Origin of the sequence: Tolypothrix campylonemoides VB511288_2, from assembly GCF_045999855.1 — a bacterium.
Classification (GTDB): Bacteria; Cyanobacteriota; Cyanobacteriia; order Cyanobacteriales; family Nostocaceae; genus Scytonema; species Scytonema bouteillei_A.
The window spans coordinates 794,826-819,725 of record NZ_JBFPMW010000003.1 but is presented as its reverse complement, the minus strand read 5'-3'; the positions used below and the strand labels follow the sequence as shown (position 1 = coordinate 819,725).

15 protein-coding genes and 1 tRNA gene are annotated in these 24,900 nt (G+C 41.8%); 4 read left to right on the top strand and 12 right to left on the bottom strand.

From position 1 onward, the window contains the following. Positions 1–5: 5 nt before the first annotated feature. The 5 genes from AB0756_RS12045 to AB0756_RS12025 all read right to left on the bottom strand — a co-directional run bounded on the left by AB0756_RS12045 (position 6) and on the right by AB0756_RS12025 (position 4,129). Complete coding sequence (locus AB0756_RS12045; RefSeq protein WP_038080509.1) at positions 6–644, bottom strand: ThiF family adenylyltransferase; 639 nt, start codon at positions 642–644, stop codon at positions 6–8. Positions 645–665: 21 nt separating this feature from the next. Then, positions 666–1,499, bottom strand: coding sequence for a hypothetical protein (locus AB0756_RS12040; protein ID WP_038080511.1), 834 nt, complete (start codon positions 1,497–1,499; stop codon positions 666–668). A 438-nt stretch (positions 1,500–1,937) separates the two neighbouring features. After that, positions 1,938–3,371, bottom strand: coding sequence for a vWA domain-containing protein (locus AB0756_RS12035; RefSeq protein ID WP_082051565.1), 1,434 nt, complete (start codon positions 3,369–3,371; stop codon positions 1,938–1,940). A 227-nt stretch (positions 3,372–3,598) separates the two neighbouring features. Then, positions 3,599–3,778, bottom strand: coding sequence for a YecA/YgfB family protein (locus AB0756_RS12030; protein ID WP_202048570.1), 180 nt, complete (start codon positions 3,776–3,778; stop codon positions 3,599–3,601). Between the two features lie 280 nt (positions 3,779–4,058). Next, positions 4,059–4,129, bottom strand: a tRNA-Leu gene (locus tag AB0756_RS12025). Positions 4,130–4,353: 224 nt separating this feature from the next. On the opposite strand from AB0756_RS12025, the gene AB0756_RS12020 reads away from it, so the two are divergent. Next, complete coding sequence (locus AB0756_RS12020; RefSeq protein WP_272899684.1) at positions 4,354–4,485, top strand: hypothetical protein; 132 nt, start codon at positions 4,354–4,356, stop codon at positions 4,483–4,485. 57 nt (positions 4,486–4,542) lie between these two features. Here the strand turns inward: AB0756_RS12020 and AB0756_RS12015 are convergent, their stop codons facing one another. Next, the gene (locus AB0756_RS12015) at positions 4,543–4,743 is read right to left on the bottom strand and encodes a hypothetical protein (RefSeq protein WP_038080516.1); all 201 of its coding nucleotides are present in this window, start codon (positions 4,741–4,743) and stop codon (positions 4,543–4,545) included. An 808-nt stretch (positions 4,744–5,551) separates the two neighbouring features. Here AB0756_RS12015 and AB0756_RS12010 point away from each other — a divergent pair. From AB0756_RS12010 to AB0756_RS12000, 3 genes are all read left to right on the top strand, one after another. Beyond that, positions 5,552–6,721, top strand: a complete 1,170-nt coding sequence (locus tag AB0756_RS12010; RefSeq protein ID WP_038080517.1) for a metallophosphoesterase family protein — start codon at positions 5,552–5,554, stop codon at positions 6,719–6,721. Further along, positions 6,708–9,743: an AAA family ATPase gene (locus AB0756_RS12005; RefSeq protein ID WP_038080519.1), complete on the top strand. Its 3,036-nt coding sequence runs from the start codon at positions 6,708–6,710 to the stop codon at positions 9,741–9,743. The genes AB0756_RS12010 and AB0756_RS12005 overlap by 14 nt, the downstream gene beginning before the upstream one ends. A gap of 227 nt (positions 9,744–9,970) precedes the next feature. Next, positions 9,971–10,816, top strand: coding sequence for a Uma2 family endonuclease (locus tag AB0756_RS12000; RefSeq protein WP_038080521.1), 846 nt, complete (start codon positions 9,971–9,973; stop codon positions 10,814–10,816). A 271-nt stretch (positions 10,817–11,087) separates the two neighbouring features. Here the strand turns inward: AB0756_RS12000 and AB0756_RS11995 are convergent, their stop codons facing one another. The 6 genes from AB0756_RS11995 to AB0756_RS11970 form a co-directional block, all read right to left on the bottom strand. Next, the gene (locus tag AB0756_RS11995) at positions 11,088–15,104 is read right to left on the bottom strand and encodes a hypothetical protein (RefSeq protein ID WP_050045104.1); all 4,017 of its coding nucleotides are present in this window, start codon (positions 15,102–15,104) and stop codon (positions 11,088–11,090) included. 280 nt (positions 15,105–15,384) lie between these two features. Further along, the gene (locus AB0756_RS11990) at positions 15,385–16,122 is read right to left on the bottom strand and encodes a type I restriction enzyme HsdR N-terminal domain-containing protein (protein WP_038080522.1); all 738 of its coding nucleotides are present in this window, start codon (positions 16,120–16,122) and stop codon (positions 15,385–15,387) included. 100 nt (positions 16,123–16,222) lie between these two features. Then, on the bottom strand, positions 16,223–18,235 hold the full coding sequence (locus AB0756_RS11985; RefSeq protein ID WP_038080523.1) for a hypothetical protein: 2,013 nt from the start codon (positions 18,233–18,235) through the stop codon (positions 16,223–16,225). A 330-nt stretch (positions 18,236–18,565) separates the two neighbouring features. Further along, positions 18,566–19,090 carry a DUF937 domain-containing protein gene (locus AB0756_RS11980; RefSeq protein ID WP_038080525.1) on the bottom strand — a complete coding sequence of 175 codons (525 nt, stop codon included), beginning with the start codon at positions 19,088–19,090 and terminating at the stop codon, positions 18,566–18,568. Between the two features lie 518 nt (positions 19,091–19,608). Further along, a complete protein-coding gene (locus tag AB0756_RS11975) occupies positions 19,609–22,977 on the bottom strand; it encodes a two-partner secretion domain-containing protein (protein WP_050045107.1) in 3,369 nt (1,122 codons plus the stop codon). Between the two features lie 185 nt (positions 22,978–23,162). Further along, positions 23,163–24,860 (bottom strand): sensor histidine kinase, encoded by a 1,698-nt coding sequence (locus AB0756_RS11970; RefSeq protein ID WP_038080529.1) that lies wholly within the window; start codon positions 24,858–24,860, stop codon positions 23,163–23,165. Positions 24,861–24,900: the final 40 nt, after the last annotated feature.

Here is a 24,900-nt window from a genome sequence, read left to right as displayed (position 1 = left end):
AAGATTTAAAAAAACAGAGAGTGAACAATCAGATCCTTTTGGGTGATACTGAAGTTACGTTGTTCTGCTGTGGTAATGAATGAAACAATTGCTTCACACGTCACGGCAACGGTTAACATCACAAGGTTTCGTGTCAGCGGATAATCACAGACATCATCATTTACGTCGGAAGGAACGCGATAAAAGTCATTCCAGATCGCTTCTGCATAATCAGCCGATAGTCCAGCGTGAAGACAAGGTATGCTGAATTGTTCGGCATAATTTTTCACTGCAGTACGTGCCACACTATTGTCAAACACATCGACAATGAGCTGGCTGTCTTGGAGGAGTTGAGTTGTATTTGCTGAAGTCAACTCAAGTGTCTTAGCATTAACTTTAGTACCAATTGCTCGATATAAATTGTTAGCTAAAATCTTCGCCTTGAACGCCCCCACATCAGAACGGTAATAAGGCTGAGTTGAAAGATTTCGCTCCTCAATGCGATCGCGATCTATCACTGTCAGTTTATCAAAACCAGACCGAGCTAAGTTTTCAGTGATGTTAGCTCCTAATGCTCCCGCCCCACAAATTGTTACAGGATAGTTTTTTAACTTTGCCATCACACCAGTCGTGCGATAAAGCTGTTCGTGAAAAAAGATACTCATATTAATTTGTAATTAATAGACTCACTCCTCTTGTTGTTCCATCACACCCACTAGAGATTGCAAATCAAAATCGCTATCGCGTCCGCTCAGACAAATACCAGAACTCACAACAGTCAAATCGGCTTTAGCGATCGCACTACTATGGCGAACACCATCAGCCGTTGTCCAATCGACTGTCCAGTAATCACCGCGATCCTGAAATTGGCGTAATTCACCACCACCCATCTGCAATGCTTTTCTCAGTCGCTTTTCATCCTGTTGAGGTTGAGCAAAGCTCTCCATACGCCGAGTCGCTAATTCATACAGCGTGCGGATTTCTGGAGTCATACCTTTGAATTGCAATTCTTCAACAGGAGTCAGTTCCTTAACAGCTGATTGCAAAGTTTCTACAATAACCGGATCGGTACGGCGATCTACTTCTTCAAACCAACACGATTGTCCGTTCCAACGGGCAATAATTTGCTCAAAAACAACACCCTCAGTCACTAGATGTACTGCGAGCGGTTTAACGAAGTTCAAGCGCTGACGCATATCTACTTCATTGACAGGGTATGCTAACCAAGTTTGTCTTTGCAGTTGGTATGCCAACCGCAGCCGTATTTGGGGAAAGTGTTGCAAATATTCCGCAACCTGGGGTAAGTCGGCTTCTTCCACAACCGTTGCTGTCTTAGCATCTATCGCCTGAAAAATACCCCAACCTTCATATTCCCTGGGCTTCGGTGTGAAGGTATAGATCATTCCTGCTACTCGCGTGCGAACTCGTCCACCCCTGACACAGGGCGCAAGGAATTGGGTGGCATATAGCTGTGCTTCTGCGATCGCAATTTGATTGATTAGCTTGCGGATATCAGCCATAGCACCATCTCTCCATAAAATTGCTCAGATGACAGGAGGAGTTTTTTAGCCGTGCTGAACCAGGATATAAAAAGCTCGCGCAAAGGTAGAAAGAACAACTTTATACTTCAATTCAGCAACGTCACAAATGATTTCCCGCGTGCAAGTTGGTGGAGCATTGCGTGTTCTGAGTTACTAGAGGGACTCCTCTGGTAAGTTTTTACACACTCTTTCAAGGATGGCTACTTTTAAGCCCACCTCCCAGGTTCTTCGCACTCCCCGTTCACACACGCCCACTGTATTTGACAGCGTTACTTTTCCTCTCGTACTAGTATGTAGGCTTCACGAGTTGGGGCACGCAGGCTATTAATATAATACAATATACTACATAATATTAGAAGAGTTTTGGAGTTAGTATCGGGATGCGTTACAAGTGACTGTAACGCATCCTGATGTATTCTACTTATCGTCTCTTACAGGCAACGGCATATCCAAAATCTCCATCAGCAAATCCAGACGAGAGGGGCGCGTGAGCAGTGGAACGAGGTTTGGCAAGCTGTAGTAGTCACCCGCAAAAGTGAACGTATCTACGGGTGCTTGCTGCTGCTTCAGTTGATTTTCTACCCAGTTGTAATGAGTACCCACGCGGACAATCACCACATTGGGCATTACCGCTAACTCCCGACAGTAAGTCTTGTAGACTTCACCGAAGTAAGGACCGGTATTTTCGCCCTCATCCGTCACCACAATTATCTGGTCAACGACTTGCTTCTTCTTCCGCATTGCTTCCAATGCACAACCGATGCTAGTACTACCACCTGCGTTAATGTGCTGAAAAGCACGTTCCCAGTCGGTCAACTCCTTGCCTTTTGCCGTAACAGCGTAAGGAATGGTGTCGAAGGCGTAGACAAATAGTTCAGCTTGAGTGATACCAGAGATGAGAGCAGCCAGTCTCTTACCAATCTCAATCGCATTGTCCATTGAACCGGACTTGTCCACTAGTAGGGCGGTTGGACGTGCGATTACACCACGCCGCTTCACCTGCTCGTTAGTCACTTTTTCCAGTTGGGCAACGGTGTCTGCATCTAAAGAAGCTGTGTTTGCAGCAATCTGTGCTTTGAATGCTGCAACACGTCCGCTCGTAGACGCTTCTTCCAGCTTAGAATCAATCAGCTTCTTGACTTCTGGGTGCTCCATTGCACCTCTAGTTTGGAGAGACTTGAGGTTGTTGATCGCTTCTTGAGGAGTCATGCTGTTGATTAAGGCAACCAAAACAACTGGTGTAAGTTGTTTGATGGCACCAATTGCGATGGTGTAGGGAATGTTAAACTCCACAATCAGCCGTGCTTGTTCGGCAGCACTTTCTGAAGACGCAAGCTGCTTCAGCACATTTGCTAACGAACCCTCTGGAGGAGTATCGCGGAATAAAATCGCATTTGCCCGTTCATTTGGCTTAATGTGTAGCGAAGCATATAAGTGCTTCATTGCTTTACGACCTCGCAGTGCAGCGCGATCGAACAGAGCCGGATTGCTCTCCCGCGCCTTCAGGTAACGCCGCACTGCAGTCCGAGCCGAACGAGGCAATTTATTCTGCTGCTGCTTCATGAAATCCACCACACGAGCCACTTGATAGGGTGGAAATTCTTGCAACATTACAAATCCAGCATCTCGGTGTTCGGTTAAATTGCTGGTCAGCAAGTGAGCAACAAATACTTCCTTATGGTCGCGGACATCACCGTGACGCTGATACCAAACTGCTAAGTGTCCGTAAAAAAGCGGATCTAATTCAACAATTAACTTATGAATTTCTGCGACTTGCTCTAGCTTGCGGTGAGGAGTTGTCAGCAAACTGTTGAGCATTTCCAAGCGCAGGTCACGTTCTGCGGTATTCACAGTCATCTCCTCTAGTTGTGGTGAATGAGGAGACAGATGTTGCACGCGGGGCGATCGAATCACCGCGCAAGTTGTAGAAGCATGGTCTGTAACTTATGGAGAGTTATGTAAGCTTCTGCGATCGGGGCGCGGCAACAACTGCCAATTGAAAAATTTAATAAAATATCGAAATCAATGGTACTACTCCCTGAAAGTAGTAGTTGCGTAAGCTACCATCATATCTGCCACTATTGCGACAGCACTTTTTGAAAGCAGCGACCAGAACCACAAGGACAAAGGTCATTGTTACCAAGCTTTTCTTGTAGTTCTTTGTCACCATGAATAAGGCGAGCGCCACGTTTAACAGCTTTTTCCGATGGGTAGCCACGCCGACGTTTACTAGATGGTTCAAAAGCAGAAATCGTCAAAGTTGTCGAAATCTTCAGGCTCTCGATCGCTGTTGATGTTGAAAGAATTTATCTTCTTCATCATCCTCACCTCCATTTCTTCAATAGACATCAAAATTACTTGAGAGAAACTGGCTAATAGCTAATAGTCAAAAAGCAATCAGCAATTAGCCATTAGCCATTAGCAATCCAAATTTTTTACAAATGATTTAGGATTGCGATAGCAACCTCCAATGAGTTGCAGTTAACTCATAGTTGAAATAAATAGAGCACTTCATGCAAGTTGAAAAAGCTGTTGATTCATACACGGGATTTGAACCCGTAATTACCTGCTTTTAAGTCAAGCGCCTGTTCCAATTCGGCTAGTATGTAAGCTTTTTCGGTTGGGGCACGAAGTGGAAATTTTAGTTTTTAGAAAGTTGATGTAACATAATTGGAATTCCACGCAAGTTAGCAAAGCATTTTTCACAATTGCCTTTACCAATTAGGCTACGCTCCCATGAGTGGAAGCGGTAGGAATTGAACCTACAAATCCGTTGCCGGACAGTGTGTAAGCTTTACAAGTCAGGGCGCGGAATAAAATCTTTAATGATTCCGTGCAAGTTCAAGAAGCTTTTTACAGCTACGATCGCTCTTACCAAATATTGGCAGTGGGCACGCATACTAAGTCTGCGAGAGACTTAGAAATCTGCATCGCTTGTTCGATCGCTCGAATTTTACTACCTTAGGACCGTTATCAATGTGTATGTAAGCTTCTTTTGTTAGGGCACGGAAGACTCAGATCTTCAACCGTAGACAGCTTCAGGACGAACGATCAAATCCCCACTAGGACGACGATCTACTATATAAGCAGAGAGGCGATCGCTATTCACATCTAAATGCCGAGCAATCCGCTCCTTGACCGCCACATCATTCATAGAAGCTGCAATTCCCAATTGTGTTTCTGAGACATCAACAGAACGTCCTTCAAATCGAATATGAACCATTGGAATCACCTCTTTTTAATTACAAATTATTGAGTGGATCTGACCGGGATTGAACCGATACCCTCCCTGTGAGAGTTACACTCACACCTCATGCAAGTTGAAAAAGCTGTGGTAACACACGCAGGAATCGCACCTGCAACTTATCGTTTTAGAGACGATCGCTCTACTGTTGAGCTAGTATGTAAGCTTTTTCTGTCAGGGCACAAGTAACATCTGGGAACTCTACCGTTAGAGCTACAGACCCAAGGCACAAGTAATTGCGTTCTGCACCAAGCGCAGAACCGCAGATATTGCCTCAATTAGACCATTGCAACTTCAGTCAAAGTCGAGGCAAGTGGAGCCGTCGGGGATCGAACCCGACTGCTGCAACCGTCCGTTTGTTGGTTTCGGAGCAGCCGAACGCCAATCGCGGCCCCAAAAGTGGGATTTATGCAATTGTCAAGGTTCTAAAGGGTTTTTGTTTTGCCTTTTGAGGAGGCTTTTTTTCTATACTACAAATGTAGTATGCGTTTTACATGATGTCAAGGGGGTACTACAAATTTCATAATGAATGACTTGACTCTACTGCGTTAACGAGAGAGTTTCTGCACCTTGCCCTGTAGAGGTTCCTTTTTGATGAACCACTCGTGCAGGCTGGCAAGCCTTAATGCAACTTTTTGTAACAAAGCTTGTTTGAACGGAAATGCTCGCTAACGAGATAGACGAGTTGTAGGTTAGCGTATTAAAAATGAAAAGAATACACTAGATTCCCGATCGCTAATTCTATGGTGAGACGCGAGTCATTCAAAATCTAAAATCAAAAATTTATATGCGCTTAATCCATACTGCTGATTGGCATTTAGGAAAACGACTTAAAGGTGAAGACCGCACGCCAGAAATTGCAGCGGCGCTCGATGAAATACTCAAGCAAGCAAAAGCACGACAAGTGGATGCTGTTTTAGTAGCAGGTGATATTTATGATGTTCCAAATCCACCTGCTGAAGCCGAACAAGTTGCCTATAATTTCTTCTGTAAACTGAAAGAGGCAAAAATTCCTGCAGTTGCGATCGCGGGAAATCACGACTCTGCTTTTCGTTTTGATGGGATCGCAAAACTTCTCTCATTTGTGGGAGTCCAAGCGTTAGGGAGACCGCAACCGCCAAACAAAGGGGGTGTGATTCACGTTGACACTCCTAGTGGAAAGTTGTGCGTTGCAGCGATGCCATTTGCCTCGGAACGTAGATTATTGAAATATGAAGATTTGTGGGATAAAGATGATTTAGAACAACGCCAGCATTACCGCTTTCAGGTACAAAAACTTTTAGGTAAACTAGCAACTCAGTTCCGAGATGATAGCGTTAACGTTATCATGGCACACATGACCATTGAAGGGTCTTTACGAGCTTACTCAGAAGTCGATTACTATACGCGAGATACATATCTTATCTCCGGGCAAACTTTACCACCGACAGCCCAGTATATTGCCCTCGGTCACATTCACAAACCCCAAAAGATTTCTCACGCCGCACCGACTTGTTACGCAGGGTCTTTAGTTCAGATTGATTTTGGTGAAGCAGGGGAAGAAAAAGGATTTTATCTCGTTGAAGTAGAACCGGGACGCCCTGCAAAACCAGAATTTATTCCTGTTCCTTGCCAAAAGCCTTTAAAAGTTGTTCGATGTCATGAAAACGATTTAGAAGACACTTTAGAAGCTAATCGGACGCATCCAGGATTTTTAAAGTTGGTGGTTGAACTAACAGCGCCTAAAACGGGTTTAGCTGAGATGGTGCGTAAAGTTTGTCCCCAGACATTGATTGTCGAACCTCATTACTTAAAAACCGAGCAAGAAATTGCGACTGAGTACCGGGAAGACAATCAATTTGATGCTGTGGAAGAGTTTCGCCGCTACTACTTGCAGCGTCATGAAAACACGGTACCGCCATCGATATTAGAAGCATTTGAAAAACTATATCAGGAGATGAGTGATGCGAGCGCTTGAATTATCCCTTGAAGGTTTTACCAGTTTTCGCTCTCGCGAAACTCTCGATTTTTCCGAACTCGATCTGTTTGCCATCACGGGACCCACAGGCGCAGGCAAAACTTCTCTTCTGGATGCTATCACTTTTGCACTTTACGGTCATGTTGCTCGATTTGGAAAGGATGCGACTGCTAAAGAACTGGTGAGTCTTGGAAGCCAAAATCTGAAAGTCAGTTTTCGCTTCTCAGTCCGTGGAGTGGAGTATCGCGTCACTCGGACTTGGCGGGATCGTCCTAAAACTGCTGAGAGTAAAGTTCTGTTGGAATGGCTGCAAAATGACACCTGGGAAAAATTGGAGACAAAGAATGTCACCAAGCGAATCGAGCAAGTGTTGGCGATGGATTATGAAACTTTTACTCGTGTCATTTTATTGCCTCAAGGTAAGTTTGATGAATTTATTAAAGGAAGTAAAGTTAAACGTCGGGAAATATTGCGGGATTTAGCTGGCTTTCAGATTTTTGAAAGAATGCGCCAACAAGCTCAAGGACAAGCTGATGGTTTGAAAAAGGAATATCAAATTCTCGAGCGTCAGTTGGAGGAGTTAGAGTTACCCTCAACAGAGTTATTTGCAGAAAAACAACAGCAGTGCAAAACTCTCGAACAGGGGATAGTTGGGTTGAACGAAGCAGTCTTTAAAGCACAAAAAGCGCTGGATAAAGAAGAAAGTTTGTTAAAGCAAATAGAGCGGTTAAACGAGATGCGATCGCAGTTAGAGCAACTGATTTCTCAATCTGGAAAAATTGAAGAATATAAACTACGGCTGCAACAATCTCAAGCTGCTGACCAAATTAAGGACACTTATGCTTTGGTGAAAGCTGCTAGAGAGAGATTCACAAAAGCACAGGCTGAGGTTGTTTCTACACAAAAAAATCTCACTCAAGCCACGCAGGAATTAGAGCAAAATAAGACAAAACTTGATGAAGTTACAGAATACCAAAAACAGGTAGAAGCTCAGTTCAAGGTGAGAGAGGAAGCTTTAACCTCAGCGCGAAATTATGAAGAACAAAAACAGCAGTATCAAACGGAATTAACACGCAGCCGTCAAACACTCTCCCAAAGACAGAATAATTTAGCTTTAGCCAAGCAGGAATTAAGTAATGCTGAGAAGAAACTGCAAGCGGCTAGCCAGCAAGTTGAAGATGCGGAAAAGGAACTGACTCAATATTCTCCAGGTGGTACTCGGTTAGATCAACTTCAGGAGGTGTCACAACGGCTTGGTTCTTATAAGTTATTACAGGAACAGACTGATAATTTTCGTCAAAAATTAGAGCAAACAATTTTAGAACGGCAAAACTTAGAGAAAAAAGCTCGGGAAAATCGGGGAAAATTAGAAAAAGCAAAATTAGTTTTACAAGAAAAGCAAAAAGTTTTACAAGAAGCTGAAGCAGCGAATCAGATCGCATTACAAAGTAACCATGCTGCTGCTTTACGTCAGACATTACATGATGGAGATAACTGTCCTGTTTGTAATGGAACATATGTAACAGCAAGCCTACTAAGTTTACCAGAGATTGAGCAAGTTGATACAACAGAATTGTTATCTCAGAAAGAGGAAGCAGAAAAAGAGTATAAGGCAATAGAGAAATCTGTTGCTATAGCCGAAACAAATTTAGAAAATGCCAAGCAAAAAGAAGTAGAAGCTCAAGAGGAATTAGCTAATTCTGAGAAGCGATTAACCAAGTTAAAACAGGAAATTAGCTCTGTACTGGAAACAGATGGTTGGGAAATCAACGCACTGAATAAAGAATTTAAAGCATTGCAAGAAAGCGATCGCTTATATCATCAAACTTTATCCAAACAAAAAGATGCAGCAGCACGGGTGCGCGAAACTCAACAAGCATTAGAAGCCACTCGCAAGACTCATACAACAGCTGTAACAGAATGCGATCGGGCTCAACAGGAAGCCCAACGTTGGGAAAATCAATTGCAGGAAGTGGAAACAAAATTGCATGAGATTTCTGGGGGTAAATCCCATGCACAGCTGCAAACAGAATTAGAAAAAGACAAGCAGAAATTGGAAAAACAACTGAAACAGGTGACTGAGGCTTATCAAGTTGCAGAGAAAAAAGTGATTCGGTATGAAACTGAAGACAAAAAAGCTCGCGATGATGCAGATACAGCACGTCGTCAAGAACAACAGCTCGAATCCACTTGGCAAGTTGCACTTGTTTCTGAAGGGTTTACTGAGGAAAGTTTTCTAACGGCGCGGGCTGATTCCAAACAGCAAACTTTTTGGAAAGGAGAGATTTTAGATTACGATACAGGGAAAGTGGAAATAGAAACACGAGTTGAAGAAGCCAAATCACAGGTAGGCGATCGCACCACAACCCCAGAGACCATCCAATCTTTGCGAGATGCCAAGAGTGCAGCTGATGGAGAACTCAAACAAGCACAAAATCAACTGGCTCAATTAATGGCTTGGATACAAGATGCTCGATCGAAGCAGAAGCAAGCTGAAAAACGCCAAGAGGAATTGTCTTTAGTAAGGACACAAGCAGATACTTATACCAATCTCGCTCGCAGCCTCAAAACGGATGAATTTCAAGCTTTTGCTTTGGAACACTTAGAAAGAGAGTTGGTAACTCGTGCAACCCATGTTTTGCAAGAACTCACAGATTCTCGCTATGCGCTGAGAATTCAAGATGGAGATTACTCGGTTGAGGATAATTGGAATGGTGGTGACTTGAGACGAGTACAAACTCTTTCAGGTGGCGAAACATTTGCTGCATCTCTTTCTATGGCACTTGCTTTGTCGGAAAAATTATCTATGGGTGCAGAGTTAGGGAGTCTGTTTTTAGATGAAGGATTTGGAACATTGGATGCAGATACGCTAGAAACTGTCTACCAAATTTTACAATCTTTACGACAGCAGGACCGATTGATTGGGGTCATTACTCATGTTAAGGCATTGGGAGAGCGATTGCCACAAGTGAAGGTTTATAAGCGTCCGGAGGGCTCAAAGATAGAAGTTGAGATATTTTAATAGAAATACAATCTCTGCTTTTCTCTTTGTGTTCTCTGCCTTTGGCATGCATAAATAAATAGACATCTCCAAAAAACGGTGTAAAGACGCGCTGAATGAAAGCGTCTCTACCAAAAAACTTGAAGTCACAATATGCTACGATCGGCTGAACTGAAAGGAAAAATTGACTGTTTTCCCAGTTCAGCTAAGCCAAACAAGCCACTTGCGTAACCGTACTAGAAAAGGCTATGTCCCCAGATACCACAACCAAAGCGGAGACAAAATGGCCACAGGTTGAGCCATATGAAGTGCCAACACCACCGACAAATTTGATATTTGATGATGGAGAACCATTGGAAAGTAATCGCCACAGGATTGCCATAAATGTTTTGATTGAATCAGCGCAAGCGGCTCTCAGTGGACGAGAGGATTTTTTTGTAGGTGGCAATATGTTCGTCTACTACAGCAGCTTGCAGGTATTGAATCGCGATTTTCGCGGACCGGATGTTTTTGTGGTGCTGGATGTAGATGGGAAGCGCGATCGCCAAGGCTGGGTAGTATGGGAAGAAGAGGGGCGCTATCCCGATGTAATTATTGAGTTACTATCACCCAGCACAGCACGCGTAGACCGCGAGGAAAAGAAGCACTTGTATGAGCGAACATTCCACACAGCGGGTTACTTCATCTTCGATCCGTTCGATCCTCAATCTCTGGAAGGTTGGCAATTGGACAACAAGCAACGCTATCAACCGCTAGAGGCTAATGAGTTGGGTTGGCTGTGGTGCGAAACTTTACAGCTATGGTTGGGGACATGGGAAGGACAGATTCGTCGCGAACCCGCGCAAGGTACGTGTCACTGGTTGCGGTTGTTTGACCAACAAAAGAATTTAATCTTGTTACCAGAAGAAATAGCCGAACAAGAGCAGCAACGAGTAGCACAAGAGCAGCAACGAGCCGAGCAAGAGCAGCAACGAGCCGAACAAGAGCGACAGCGAGCCGAGCAAGAGCAGCAACGAGCTGAACAAGAGCGACAGCGAGCCGAACGGCTAGCAGCACGATTGCGGGAGCTAGGAGAAGATCCAGATGCTATCTAGATTCTTACTGAATCAGAGTGAAGACTGCTAATGGCTAATAGCTACTCCCTTTCCGCCGGAAGATTACCTATTTAAATGAACCGCAAAGACCAGCCAGTGCGTTGCGGGGGTTCCCCCCGTTGTTCGCGCAGCGTCTCCGTAGGAGATAGCATCTGGCGTCGCAAAGAGCAAGGGAGTAAGAGGAAAAGCAGATCTGCAATTTTAGAGCACCGAAGGGAGTAATGGTCAACAAGCCATTAGCTATTAGCCATTAGCCATTAGCCATTAGCAATCATTCCCACGCTTGTAATTGCTGGCTGGCATTGCGAAGTAAAGCATTCAGTTGTTCGCGACGAGTTTCAAAATTAGCAGCAATGGTTAGGAGTGCAATACCCACAAGCAAGCCGACAACCCATTTAAAAAATGAATATTGCAAACTCAACAGCACCAGTTGATAGAAACTCGTGATGAAAAAAGCAGTCACCCCAATATAAAGAAAAGCTCTGATTCGCAATCCCAATCCTGCAAAGATAGCAATGAGACTGAAAATTCCAGGGATGAATGGCTCATTCCGCGCAAAAATAACCGCCCAACCACAAATGATACCGCAACCTAGAAGCCGCAGAAGATGACGGTTGGCTTTCTTGCTTGGTAATTTCAAATCGGGGTTAAATTGAGCAATGTACAGCAGCGATAAAGCAATTGGTGTCACGTACCACAAACCCCCTGTAAAATTGAGAGCTATAAACCAACGGAACAATGCCCAATTTGCCAAAGCTAGGCTGATATATATCGAGCGGAATTTATTATCAATTTTGGCAACAATGGCATAAAAACCTGCAGCAACGAGCAAGCTGATTGGGAAAACTTCTACTTTGGTTTGCCATAAAAATATTAGCGGTAGCAAGTATGCCGCTCTGCGCCAAGGTGTTCGATCCCACCCCCAAGTTTCCCAAGGCAAAATGTAGAGAAAGTAAGCAACAATTGATGCGATCGCACCTTCCCATGGCAGCAACTGTTTCTCTAGCAATTCTAGTATTGGAGTGTCTGGTGCAAAAACCCTCAAACAAGCGATTTGGAGCAACCCAACATAAACCCAAATGGAAGATAAAGGGATTGCTTTCTCTGGAGTCTTTTCCGAGTGAGTTCTACCTTGAAAAATGGCATAACGAATTAAAAATAATCCCGTTCCCAAACCGAGGGTTTTTGCTTCTACAGGGCTAAAACAAGCAGCAACTAACAAACTACTGCTGACAACCCAGTGAATGTGAGCAACTATGTTGAGTTCTTGAGTTGTTAAACGCAAGTAATTCAACAGCCAAGGTGAAAGAACGCGATAGGCATACATAATACCAGTTCCCAGAACAGACATGGCAATAAAACCATCACCATATGCTCCGGACGATGCTTGTAAGAGTTGGTACAACAAAAGTTCGTATGCGGAAACCGAAACGCCAATCAGCCCCAAGTAAACCAATGGTTTGTATTTTTGGTGGCGTCTCCCCACACCAATAGCAATCAAAGCCACAGCAAAGGATGATAAACCCGTCCAGTTGGTCAAGGTTTGGGAGCGTAACAAAACCCCAAAAATCCCGTACACTAAGGGCAAAATATGCCAGCGGTTGGGTAGTTTTGCTAATTGGTGTCGCCTTTGCCACCACTCCCCTAAAAGTTGAGTCATCAAGCCTAAGGCTACATTGGCGATCGCAATCTGGATAAGAGAATGTTCGCCAAAACCAAGTAACCCAGCAATGAGTAATTCCAAACACCAACCAATGCCATAAAATCCCCAATCATTGGGTTGCCGCCAGCTACGATATACAATTGCTGATAACACGATCGCACTGGAAATTAAATACAACAATCCCGGCTCAACAAGGTTTTGGTAGACTAGCAGGGAGTGAGCACTGAGTAAGAATAACTCAGCACCGCACAGCGCGATCGCCCACCCATCAAATGCGATCGCGTAAATTTGTCGCAAAGTTGAAGAAGCCACGGGGCTTTCTTTATTCTCAGTGTCAACGCGTTTTTGTGTGTTTTTCTTATCAAAGAATGACCGCAATATCCACAAGATAGCAATCATCGCTGCCCCTACCAAAAACCCGCCTGGGACTGATAGTCTTGGGAAACCAGGTACTCCTTGCCATAACAAGGCTGCGATCGCACCCAACCCATAACCTACAGTCATGACTGCCCATGATTTTTGCCGCAAGTAATACGTGTTGACAAACATCAAAGTCGTGGCGACAGCCAAACCAATTAACCGACCTCCAGTTAAAGGCAAAGTCAGTAACTGAACAAGCCCTAAACTACCAATACTCAACCAAATGTTAGAGATGGAACGCCATGCAACGCGGGTTTTTGTTTTATACCCCCAACTTGCAAGACCCGTTAGTGTCATTGGAGTTGCCAGCCAAAGAAGACCCCACGTTTCACTGCCATTACCAGAACCAATCCAGGCGGGATTTGCATTTCCCCACAGTAGAACGTAGCTGAGCACCGCTAAAGCGATACCCATATGCCAAGCACTGCGTTGCCAGATTTCATACCCCGGACTCAACAACCACTCTGCGATCGCAATAACTAACAAAAGACTTGCCCAAGCTTCGTGAGTTAAAGTTGGCAATAGGCGATCGACAACCGAGCAAATTGTCAGCACAAGAGATATCTGAGTCATGTATACCAAATAATCTCTTGTGCGAGGGTGTTTTTGACTGACTCTCCATAAAGTTATTGTGGATAAAACTAAATTGACAGAACGCAATGTTGGATTTGCCAACCCGATCGCAGTCAGTAGAAGCCCAAATAGCAATGCCAGCAGTTCTGCAAAATGAGCCAATTTCGCCTTCTGGACGCGGTAAAACCTACGCGCCAACACCAACATAAAAATGACGTAGGGAAATAGCGCCACACTCAATAATTCCCAAGGTGCATTCAGGGAACCTACGAGTTGAGTTGCTTGAGTGACAAGACTTTGCTGGAAATTGTCCGGTACTAACCGCCAAAAGAGCCAAATTGTCTCCAGCCCAATAACAAAAATTGCTCCCACATCTGCTCTGACACCACCGTGTTGCAAGCGACGGTTGAAAAACCACAAACCCAAGCAACTCACGGCTGTCGCTTGCCAGGGAAATGGTGAACCCACTGATACCAACCATCCCAGCAATAATAAGATACCGCCAAGGGGTTCCCAAGCGAGATGAGAGGGCGGGGATGGGAAATCCCCTTTGGGTTTGGGGGTTGGGGGGGATGACAACCAAGTCACCAACCAACCGCAAATGCCAAGCGCCAATCCTAGTTGCTGAATATCGACTTTGGCAATGAATATTGCTCTTCCCAAGAGTACGATTAAGGCATAAATAATAACGATTGTATATAAATTGATACTGGCTTCTTTTGCTTGGGTAGGCGGAGAACTATCACTTTTTTGTTGAACGGGAGGCGAATTTTTTTCAGTATTATCCTGAGAGGAGGGATTGACCGGACTTGAGGAATTCTTCTGGTAATGAGCGCGATAAATACTAGCGATCGCCGTTCCTATAGTTGCAAAATATACTGCAATAAGAGGCAGTCCCAGTAATTGCCAACCCCAATGCAAGTACGATAGCCCTAAGATATTTAATAAAATTGATTTTGAAATTTTCTTTTTAGTTGCAAAGACTTGATTGTGCGTGGATAAGGCGGTGATAGCTGTCAGAACAGTCGAAGCTATAGCAATAACAATCCAATTCAGGGGATTTCGCCACAGTTGAAAACTATCTATTGCCCAGAAGTTTACTGGTACCAACAAAAGAGTCACAATCAGCAACGCTCGAGTTGTCAGGCTTAAATTAGATTGTTTGCCAGTCCAAAAACTAACTCCCCAAAAACTTAGGGTATAGGCAAGCAAAACTCCATATTGCCCCGAGGCGGGAAACTTATCCCATTGGCTAGCAGCAAGTACCCCAGAAGACAACACAACTAAGAACATCCCTAAAAACAGCAGCCAACGGACGCTTAATTCTTCTCCGAGCGACTGTAGCATTTGGGCAAGAATGTTGGGTTTTTGAGGTATGGGTCGTTTTGCTGGCGGTGGAGGTGTTACGCGTAACTTCTCTATATTGTTATAGGCGACTGGTTTTTGTGGTTTCGGTAATGTCTGAGGTTGCAATACCACGCGACATACCAAGTGTTCCTGACAAATCTGCCGAACTTGAGCATCAGATATCAAACCCATGTCCAGCCATAAATCGAGCCCTTGCAGTAATTCTGGATGAGTCGATGGCAGTCGAAGTTCTATTTTAAGCGGAGGATCGAGGTTTGGTGACATAAGCAGCACGCTAATGGCGCGACACTTACATCATCTTTGTGATTTAGGTAAATGTGCCACTATTTTGTGCCAGTTAATTCACTGAAAGATGTAAATTTTTGTAATACGGCTTGAGCTATTAAGCTTCGCTTATCGCGAAGCGCAAGCTGAAAGAGTGCTTATCAACACTCTTGGTGCTCTACCCATGTTGATAAATTTTTACTATCAATGGCGTTTTTGTAGTAATCTTTCAAAAACTAACGCGCTTAGCTGAAACGTTAGAGATAGCACTAAACGTTTCTCAATACTTAATAGAAATTAGTTTTTCAAAATCCCGATCGTCAAAACTTTGCTGTTTTTTGGAATACTTACCACAGACATCATAGTATACTTTATTTCTTTGTATCTTGAATAAATACCCTTCTATTTCGTCTGGTAACTGTTTAAGTTTAAACACTATTTTATTAGTTGTATATCTAGCATACTTATTAACAAGATAAGCAAAGCTTTCAAAATTCCCATTTTGAGCTTTTTCAAATTCTAATAAATTAGAATCAGTCACATTACTTTTTTTTTGAATCAATTCTTCTACATCTCTAATATTTTTGAGGTGATTAATTTTAAAATTACTATCTTCTCCAGTAAATGCTATAGTTTCATGGTAATTATATAAGATTCCAAGATCGCAACCAGTTTTTGTTAAATATCTTTGTATCTGATCGTAATGATTTAGCAAATTCGCATCTTCTCGTTTTACTTCCACAATGAGCAGAGGATTCTGATGAGGCTTAAAGCTATCATTGATTTGTTTTCTATATATTTCTATATCATGATTGTTGGATTCGACTTTAATACTAATATTCAAGGGAAATAATCCAGTTTCTTTAATTAAAAAAATCAGAAATATTTGCCTGACTAACTCTTCTGGTCTTCCATTAATAGGTATTTCTATTTCTCTAATTAAACATTTTGTATATTTTTTATGATTTTTTGTATATATATCAAGCTTTCGATAAATTTCTTCATTTATACAATACATAAAAATTTTAGAATTATCTAATGGTGAGGGAGTGTTTAAAGGACACAACTAAATATATTGTGCCCCGAGCTATGTATTAACTGTGGAATTGATAACTTTTCTATTTTTGTCCAAAGAAGCCTAGTATTTTAACAACTAATTTTTCCCAATGTTCTTCAGCTTTACTCTGGAAAAATTTATTCAAGTTTGTTTCTAATTCCAGTTCTCGCTTAAATGTCTGGCATACATTACCCGCAAAACTTTCTCCCTTATTCCTTTGCTTACCTTTCTCTGCAATTAGAGCATTCCAAAACTCGGATTTTCCGCTTTGAGGTGATAGTTTTATCTTGATTTCTTCTTCAATTTGTGTACCTACTTCGTATACAAAATTGTCATATAATACGTAAAATTCTTTAACTAATTCAGGAATTAATGTTTTTAAAGATTCATTTGTAAAAATTAGATCGCCTAAAATATTTTCTAACTCTTGCTTGACTTCTTTAGTAAATTTCTTCAACATTTCATCTTCATCTATTCCCTCTGCAACCACCTTTGCATCAAAATAAATATCTATGTCCCTTGGCTCATAATAACCAAAATTTCTATGGATAGCGTGTTTAGTGTTCCATGCTTTATAAGTATTACAATAGTATTCAAGGTATTTATCAATAAAATCTTCATAAACAAAACTAGGAACTCTTTTACCCAAGCGTCGTAAATTTTCTATCTTTTGAATTGCATTTTCAAGTGCTTTGATTTCTACTCCTGTCAAAGCATCACCGCTTTTAATTTTTGCAAAGCTTTCTTTAATATTCTTGATTTCGTTCAATAAAAGATTTCGTCTACGTTGTACTATATCTCCTATAGCTTTGATAAATTCATTTTTCTCTGCTTGTACATCTTCTTCATCGTAAATTTCATTTATCTTGACTATGTCATCACGATAGTATCTCAAGGAGTCATAAAACAAGACATTTTCTGGAAAGAAATCTAAATTCAAATTTCCGAATGCAGCTAGAATTTCTTCCTTTTTGATTTGAACTCCTAAATCCCAACTACCGTCGCTTCCAGTTGTTTTTTCAGGTTCATTTCTACGAGGTAATGCCACAGTTACAAATCTATGATGAAATTCTTTAGATTTAGATGTAAGGTGATAGCCCATTAATTTAGTAATATTAGCTTCAGGAGCAGCACTGAAGGGAGTTACAAAAAGACAAATGGTATCCTGACTCTCAATATATTTCTGTAAGTCTTTACGAATGGGGTTCTCGTCAAGTCCTTTGGTATCAACAACTGAATCGAACTGAGACAAGTTTGAGCCAGATAAAACATCATAGCTCACATAAAGATATATTTTTCTCGGTATAGCAAATTCCTTTAATAGAACATTATTGATATCAGAAAAGCTATTTCTTATCCATTCTTTCTCATTACCTTGGTTGTCAAATTCAAGTTGAATCTTAGTTCTGAGTTCAAGATTTGCATTATTTAACGCAACTTTTTTCAGTTCTTCTAGCCCTAATTTTTCAAATATTTCCTTTGCAACATCGTTTCTTATGATACTTTTTTTATCACTTTCAAAAACAGTGTTACTATTAATTCTAAGTTCTGTAATGTTCCTAATAGCTCTTTCAATCTCTTGAGAAATAATTATTTTCTGCTCTAAGTAGGGATGATCTTTATTTGCAATAGAATCGCAGAATTCAAAGATAAGGTTTTCCATCTCATCAACTGTATAGGGCTCTATCTCTATGTAAGTTTTTTCGGATGCCTTAAGAATAACCTCACATAGAGTAGTTCTCCCCGAACCTGTTGATAGTAATTCTTTAGTTTCGATTACATCTTTAGTTTTACTACCAATATTTTTAGAAACTTTAAAGTCACCAATTAAGTTAAATAGATGACAGATAGCTGTCGTTTTTCCTTGTCCAATAGTACCGATAAAAGCAATTTTATATTTATCTATATTAAGATTTTTTTCAATTTCTTCTAACCGTTCTAACTTTGATTCTAGATTATTAATACAAATATGTTTAATTATATTAATTTCTGAATCATCTGATATTCTGCTAATTTCACGTCTCAAGCTTTGCTGCAATGATGTAATTTCTTCTTGCCACTGTATCGTTAACATACTGTCTACCCTGTTTAGAGACTAATTGCTTGATATTTAATATACCCACTATGGTATGAATATCTAACAAAGTGCCTAGAAACCAGCTAATAAGCAATCACTTATCACCAAGGCACCCATTAATCAGGGGCTGCCCGTCATGACCACGCAACAAAAATTTACAGCAGCGCTACCCAGTCTTCGTACCAGGTACACTCCCAATACTGCTTGGTTAAGAGAAAATAAGGGGGGGCTCTTTAAGGATTAGATATTCTAAACTGAACCGTATCGACTTATAAGCAACAAGATCCCCAACGTCTTGGAGAGTCGGGGATCTGAGTCTTTCAATTTTTACCTTCCCAGATACCGACTTGCCATTTGCATAGCATCCATGATGTCAACATCGCCATCTCCGTCAGAGTCAAGGAAAGAATTGAGCACGGAATTTCCTCCTGCTTGGGGATTTTGGGCATTCGATCCCGATCGCAACAGATTTAGCACTAAGGGAACCAAAACTGGTAATAGTTGTTGAACCATACCAGCATTTAAGCCCGTGCGCTGAGCAACAACATCACTGACTTGTTGCTGTACAAAAGGAGGAAATAACGAATCAACAGCTTGAGGGTTGGGGGAAGTACCGCTGTATTGGTTTACAACCTCTTGTGCTGCTTCATTACCTTCCGTATTTCGCTTTTCTTGCAATGCAGAACGCACGTAGTTGCCTACAATACCCAAAGCTGACTGCATTGTTGAGGAGTCTGTACCAGTATTGCCACTGAGTTGCTGTACTGTGTTAAGAATATCACCCAATTGTCCGGTATTACCTTGTTGGTTGGGATTGTCAATTGCATTGATAATCTGGTCAAAAAGCCCCATAGGATCGTTTCTCCTTTGTTATGCGACCACCAAAACAAAATTGTGACATGCAAGTTGTCTTTCACATCTATAGGCATTCTAAAGGAATTGTAAATATACGGTGGTTACTTGTTATTGGTCATTTGTCATTGGTATTGCCATATAACCTGCGATCGGCTAGTAACTGCTTGAGCAGAAGGATAATACTTATAATGCAATACGGTTCAGTTAAAACTTGATCCCCCCTAGCCCCCCTTGAAAAGGCTACGGTGTACACAGATCTCTGGTACAAAGCCAAAATCATCGTAGATCCCCCTAAATCCCCCTTGAAAAGGGGGACTTTAAGAGTATTTTCCCCCCTTTTTAAGGGGGGTAGGGGGGATCAAAAGCCTGCGGCACAAGTTTAGAAGACTTGTGTGTACACCGTAGCTTGAAAAGGGGGGAATAAAGTTCCTCTTTCGATTGGGGAAGTGGGGCTCTTCAAGGATTAGATATTGTTAACTGAACCGTATTGATCTATATTGTGTCGATTTGAGGGTTTAGAAAACAGAGCAAGATGCATTGAGAGAAGTAGAATTGTAAAGTACCGTCCCAGGTGCTCCTGCGACTAAAACAATATCGCCATTGCGATCTATTACCCAATTAGAGGCTTCCACAATTTGAGTTGATAAATGTGTTGTGGCAGTGCCGCTTGCTTCTAAACTGGTCCTATTTACGGCTTCAGTCGTTCCCACATAAGATAGAGGTATCACCCATTGAGCAAGTACGGAGTCTTCCGTTAATGGTTCTATAGGAGAAGGTGGTAATCCTCCACGTCCGGTAGCAGTAAATGAATTCTTTCTTTGTCTCCCTCCTCGATTGCAACCAGTCGAAACTCGCTGTGTGGCATCTACTAAATTGACTGGCAGTTCAACTAAATTACCACTAGGGTCGATGTCAGGTGTGTTGATTTGCACCGTCCCGTTGATTCCAAACTGGGAACTAACGTTAATATCACTTAACTGAGTGAGAGAAGGGCGGTACTGTAACCCATAAATACCATTCGTGATGATATTTATGTTTCCTCCACGACCTTCAAAGGCATTAGCACTAATGTCACTGTTTTCTTCTGCAACAGCAACGATAAAGCCGTTGTTTGCATTAATTGTAATATTGCCACCATTGCCTTTACCTTGGTTAATACCTGCAGTTGCAGAAACCGTACCGCCGCGACGCAGTAGCAGCAAATCGGTGTTGAGCGTAATGTTTCCACCATCAGCCGTAAAAGACTCTGCGTTAATCTCACCCCTGTCTTTTACGCTAATGCGGGGTGAGTTTACGGTTAGATTTCCCGCCTGTCCCTGACCCCGACTGCGAACGGACAGAGAACTTAGGCGCTCATTTGTGTTGGAAATTCCTGTCACTTCTACAGCATCTTTAACATTAATGACCAGATTACCACTACTTCCGGTACTTGTCTGTGATGTCTCTGCTGCCAGAGAACCACCGTCACGAACAATTAAGCGTCTGGCGTTCAAATTTACATTACCTGCATCACCAGAACTATTTGTAGATGTTGCGATCGCACTACTCAAGATATCGTTAAAAGAGGTGCCAACAACTTCTACTATATTGGAGGCATCAATAGTTAAAGAACCCCCCTTACCTGCACCAAATGTAGCAGTTAATACTTGTGCCCCATCTAAAAGAAGCAAGGACTCAGTTTTCAGTATCAAATCTCCAGCATCCCCTGTTGAGTTTGGTATTGTAGAAGCATACAAGCCACTACCAAACTTACCATCAGTGCTTGTCCCAATTAGTTGCACGTTTTTAGCATCAATAGTTAAAGAACCCCCCTTACCCGCACCAAATGTACCAGTACTTACTTGTGCTCCATCTTTAGCAAGCAAGGAGTCAGTTTTTATGGTCAAAGAACCTGCATCCCCTGTTGAGTTTCGCTGTGAAGTGGCAGATATATCACCATCAATCAATTGTATGTTTTGAGCATCAATAGTTAAAGAACCTCCCTTACCTGCACCAAATGTACTAGCACTCACTTCTGCCCCATTGTTGATGAGCAATGAATCAGTTTTTATGGTCAAAGAACCTGCATCCCCTGTTGATACAGAGGAGGTTAACAAGCCACTAGCGAATCGACGATTACTGCTTGTACCAATTAGTTGCACGTCTTTAGCATCAATAGTTAAAGAACCCCCCTTACCCGCACCAAATGTACCAGTAAATATGACTGCCCCATCTTTGACAAGTAAGGAATCAGTTTTTATGGTCAAAGAACCTGCATCTCCTGTTGAGGATGAGGCAGTAGTTAAACTACTGAGAAATTGAGGATTTCCGCTTCTACCACTCAACTGCACATCTTGAGCATCAATAATTAAAAAACCACCCTTACCTGCACCTAATGTACCAGTACTGATTTGTGCCCCATCTTTGACAAGTAAGGAATCAGTTTTTATGGTCAAAGAACCTGCATCCCCTGTTGAGTTTAGTTCTGAGGAAGCAAATAAGCCACTACTTATACCAATTAGTTGTATGTTTTGAGCATCAATAGTTAAAGAACCCCCCTTACCCGCACCAAATGTAGCAGCACTCACTACTGCCACATCTTTAACAAGCAAGGAATCAGTTTTTATGGTCAAAGAACCTGCATTCCCTGTTGAATTTTGTTCTGAGAAACTAAATAAGCCGCTACCTCTACCTGTTGTGCCGCCTGTACCAATAATTTGTATGTCTTGAGCATTAACAATCAACGATCCCCCCTTGCCTATACCAAATGTACCAGCACCTATTTGTGACCCACCCTGAACCAGCAAGTTGCTAGTCCTAATATTGACATTACCTCCGTGTCCTTTTGCTTCTGGTTGTACAGCATTAATAATCGAACTAATATTGTTAAGATTGATAGCGACAGTTGCATGAATATCGATATTTCCTGACTGACTGCTATCAGAACCTATGCCTCTCGCTATGCCTGCGTATAAGCCACTTCTGCTTCTCATTTCTAAATTCCGAGCATTTATCGCGATACTTCCACCATCGCCTGCGATCGCATCCACTACAGATCCATTGCTCAGGAAAACATCACTTCTTTCTACACCATTGGGAAAATTCAAACTTAGATTCTGACCATCGACCTTCAATTCCACTGTCCCTACACCTGCCAAGCCACCTAGCTCCACTCGCCCGCCAAAAGCATATAAACTGCCACCATCCATTTGGATCTCACCGCCTACCAACAACAAACTCTTGCCATCTGGGACTCGCAAACCCCGAGCAATAAAACTAGAAGATGGATCTAATTCGGAAGGTGCAACGGAGTTATTGACGATCGCACCCGCGCTTATCTGGTTAAAGAGCAATGCATCGGGGTTGATAGTTAACACAGGTGGAACTTCGGGCTTGGTAGCGCTGAAGTTTCCTATTCCTCCAAAGCGAACTGCGTTTGCTGTTGTCGCTACAAACGAACCACCAATATCCAACCGAGCATTGGAACCGAACACAATTCCATTGGGGTTAAGTAAGAAGAGATTGGCACTGCCTTCGGTTCCCAAAGTCCCAAAAATATTCGATACTTGTCCGCCCGTAACTCTCGTGAGGATATTCTCCACCCCGCTAGGGTTCGCAAAGTACACTCTTTGATCATCATTAATATTGAATTGACTGAAGCTGTGAAAGAGATTGCCTCCCCGCCTAGCACCACCTTCAATACGATCGCCGTTCACTCCATTAATGATAATATTAGATTTAACGACTGAACTTTCCGCTCCTAAGGTATTATCTGGAGTCATTTGAGCGCGGATGGGTGTGCTCACCATTACTATAGCACTACAAAATAGTAACAACTGAAGCCAGTTTTGTCTTCTTAAATTGAGATGGTTAAGATCTTCTAAGTAGTTATTTTGGAGATGCATGGATATTAGTTGAACTGGGAGGATGTATTGAAATGTATTTCTCCTTACATTTAACTTACGCAAAATTTCGTGCCATGTCTAGCGAAAACTGACTGGCAATTGAAATCTTTAAATTTAATTTGTATTCTGCGCTATCTGTCACATACAAAAAGAAGCTAAAATAGACATTAAATTCTACGTAATAGTTATTGGGAATTCATTGGGAGAAAGACTGTAAACTCAGTCCCTTTATCTAACTCCGACTTGCAAGTGATTTTCCCACTATGTTTTTCCACCACAATCTGATAAGTAATAGCTAAACCCAAACCAGTGCCAATCCCTCGAGGTTTTGTCGTAAAAAATGTTTCAAATATTTTGCTCTGATTTTCTAACGAAATACCCGAACCGTTATCTCCAATCCTTACAACAACCATGTCTAAATCGCCAAGTTCGGTTGTAATCGTAATTTCGGGAATAACTTGAGAAGTGTCTGCATTTTTTTCTTCTAAAGCATCAACGGCATTAGATAATAAATTCATAAACACTTGATATAATAACCCAGGATAACCCGGAACATTGGGAATTTCTCCGTAGTTACGTACAATATTAATACCTTTTTTTAACCGATTTTGCAAAATTAAGAGCGTGCTGTTCAAACAAGCGTGTATATCTACAAATTGAATTTCTCCCTCATCCAATCGGGCAAAATCTTTTAAACTTCGAGCAATTTCACGGGTTCGATCGGCACCAAATTCTATAGAAGTCAATAGTTTTGGTAAATCTACTTCTAAAAAATCTAAATCTATCTCCTCAGCAAGTGCTTGGACGGAAACGGGGGGATTCGGTATTTCAGTTTTGTAAGTTTGTAACAAAGTGAGAATATCATGAGTGTAGTTTTTTGCATGGACAAGATTGCCAGAAATAAAATTAACAGGATTGATAATCTCATGAGCAACTCCTGCAAGCATTCTTCCCAAGCTACACATTTTTTCATTTTGAATCAGTCGAGCTTGGGTTTCCACATTTTGTTCTTCTAAAAGTTTCTTAACCTGTTGAATAAGTTGGTTGAGAGAGATTGCTAATTCCCCAACTTCATCTTCTGTAATGACAGGTACTTGTAAATCAAAATTGGCTTCTTTAGTGACTTGTTTGGCAACTGCTGTCACTGCTTTGATCGGGCGAGCAATAGTACGACTTGTGTAGAACGCAAATGCTGTAGCAAGTGCTGTAGATAACAGTATACTGCCAATAATAATTTGAACTTGCAGTGTCGCTACCTGATTTTGGGCAAGATCTGCTTGTTTTTGACGCTCCTGAATTGATAGAGTGAATAATTTTAATTCATGAGTAAATTTATTAAATTGAATTACATCTGGATGTTGATAAAATTGCCAGATGAGCGATCGCGCTTCCGATTCTTCTTGAGATTTGGCATTAGAATTCAGTTTTTGAAGTAGAAGTTGAACCTGTTGAAAATACTCCGTGAATGTCATCTCGTGCTTTTCTAGAAAACCCTGTAAATCCTTTTGAGAATGGGTTTTACTAAATTCTTGCAATCGCTCGATTAACTTTTTTGTTTCCGTTAGATGAATCAATAAATCAGAATTTTTTGCTTGCACAATCTGGGATTGTTTCAAAATAGGCACAATTTCTTGCTGGTGGCTTTGGATTTCTAATAAAGCGCCTTGCAGTTCACTTAACAATCCTCCTTCTTCATCTGCTACCATCATTTGAGCCCTAGCTTTTTGATAGTAGCGATTGCCGATTTCCAATCCTGCTATTGTCCCCAAAACAGCAATTCCCAACGCCAGACCATAACCCATCACAATTTTTTGTCGAATACTAAGTCGGTGGAATGTTCGTTTAACGAAGTTAGAAGAGCTTACCTGAGGTGTCAAAGTCATGCTGCACTCGATATTAATTTTTTTTAGCAACCAGTAGAGT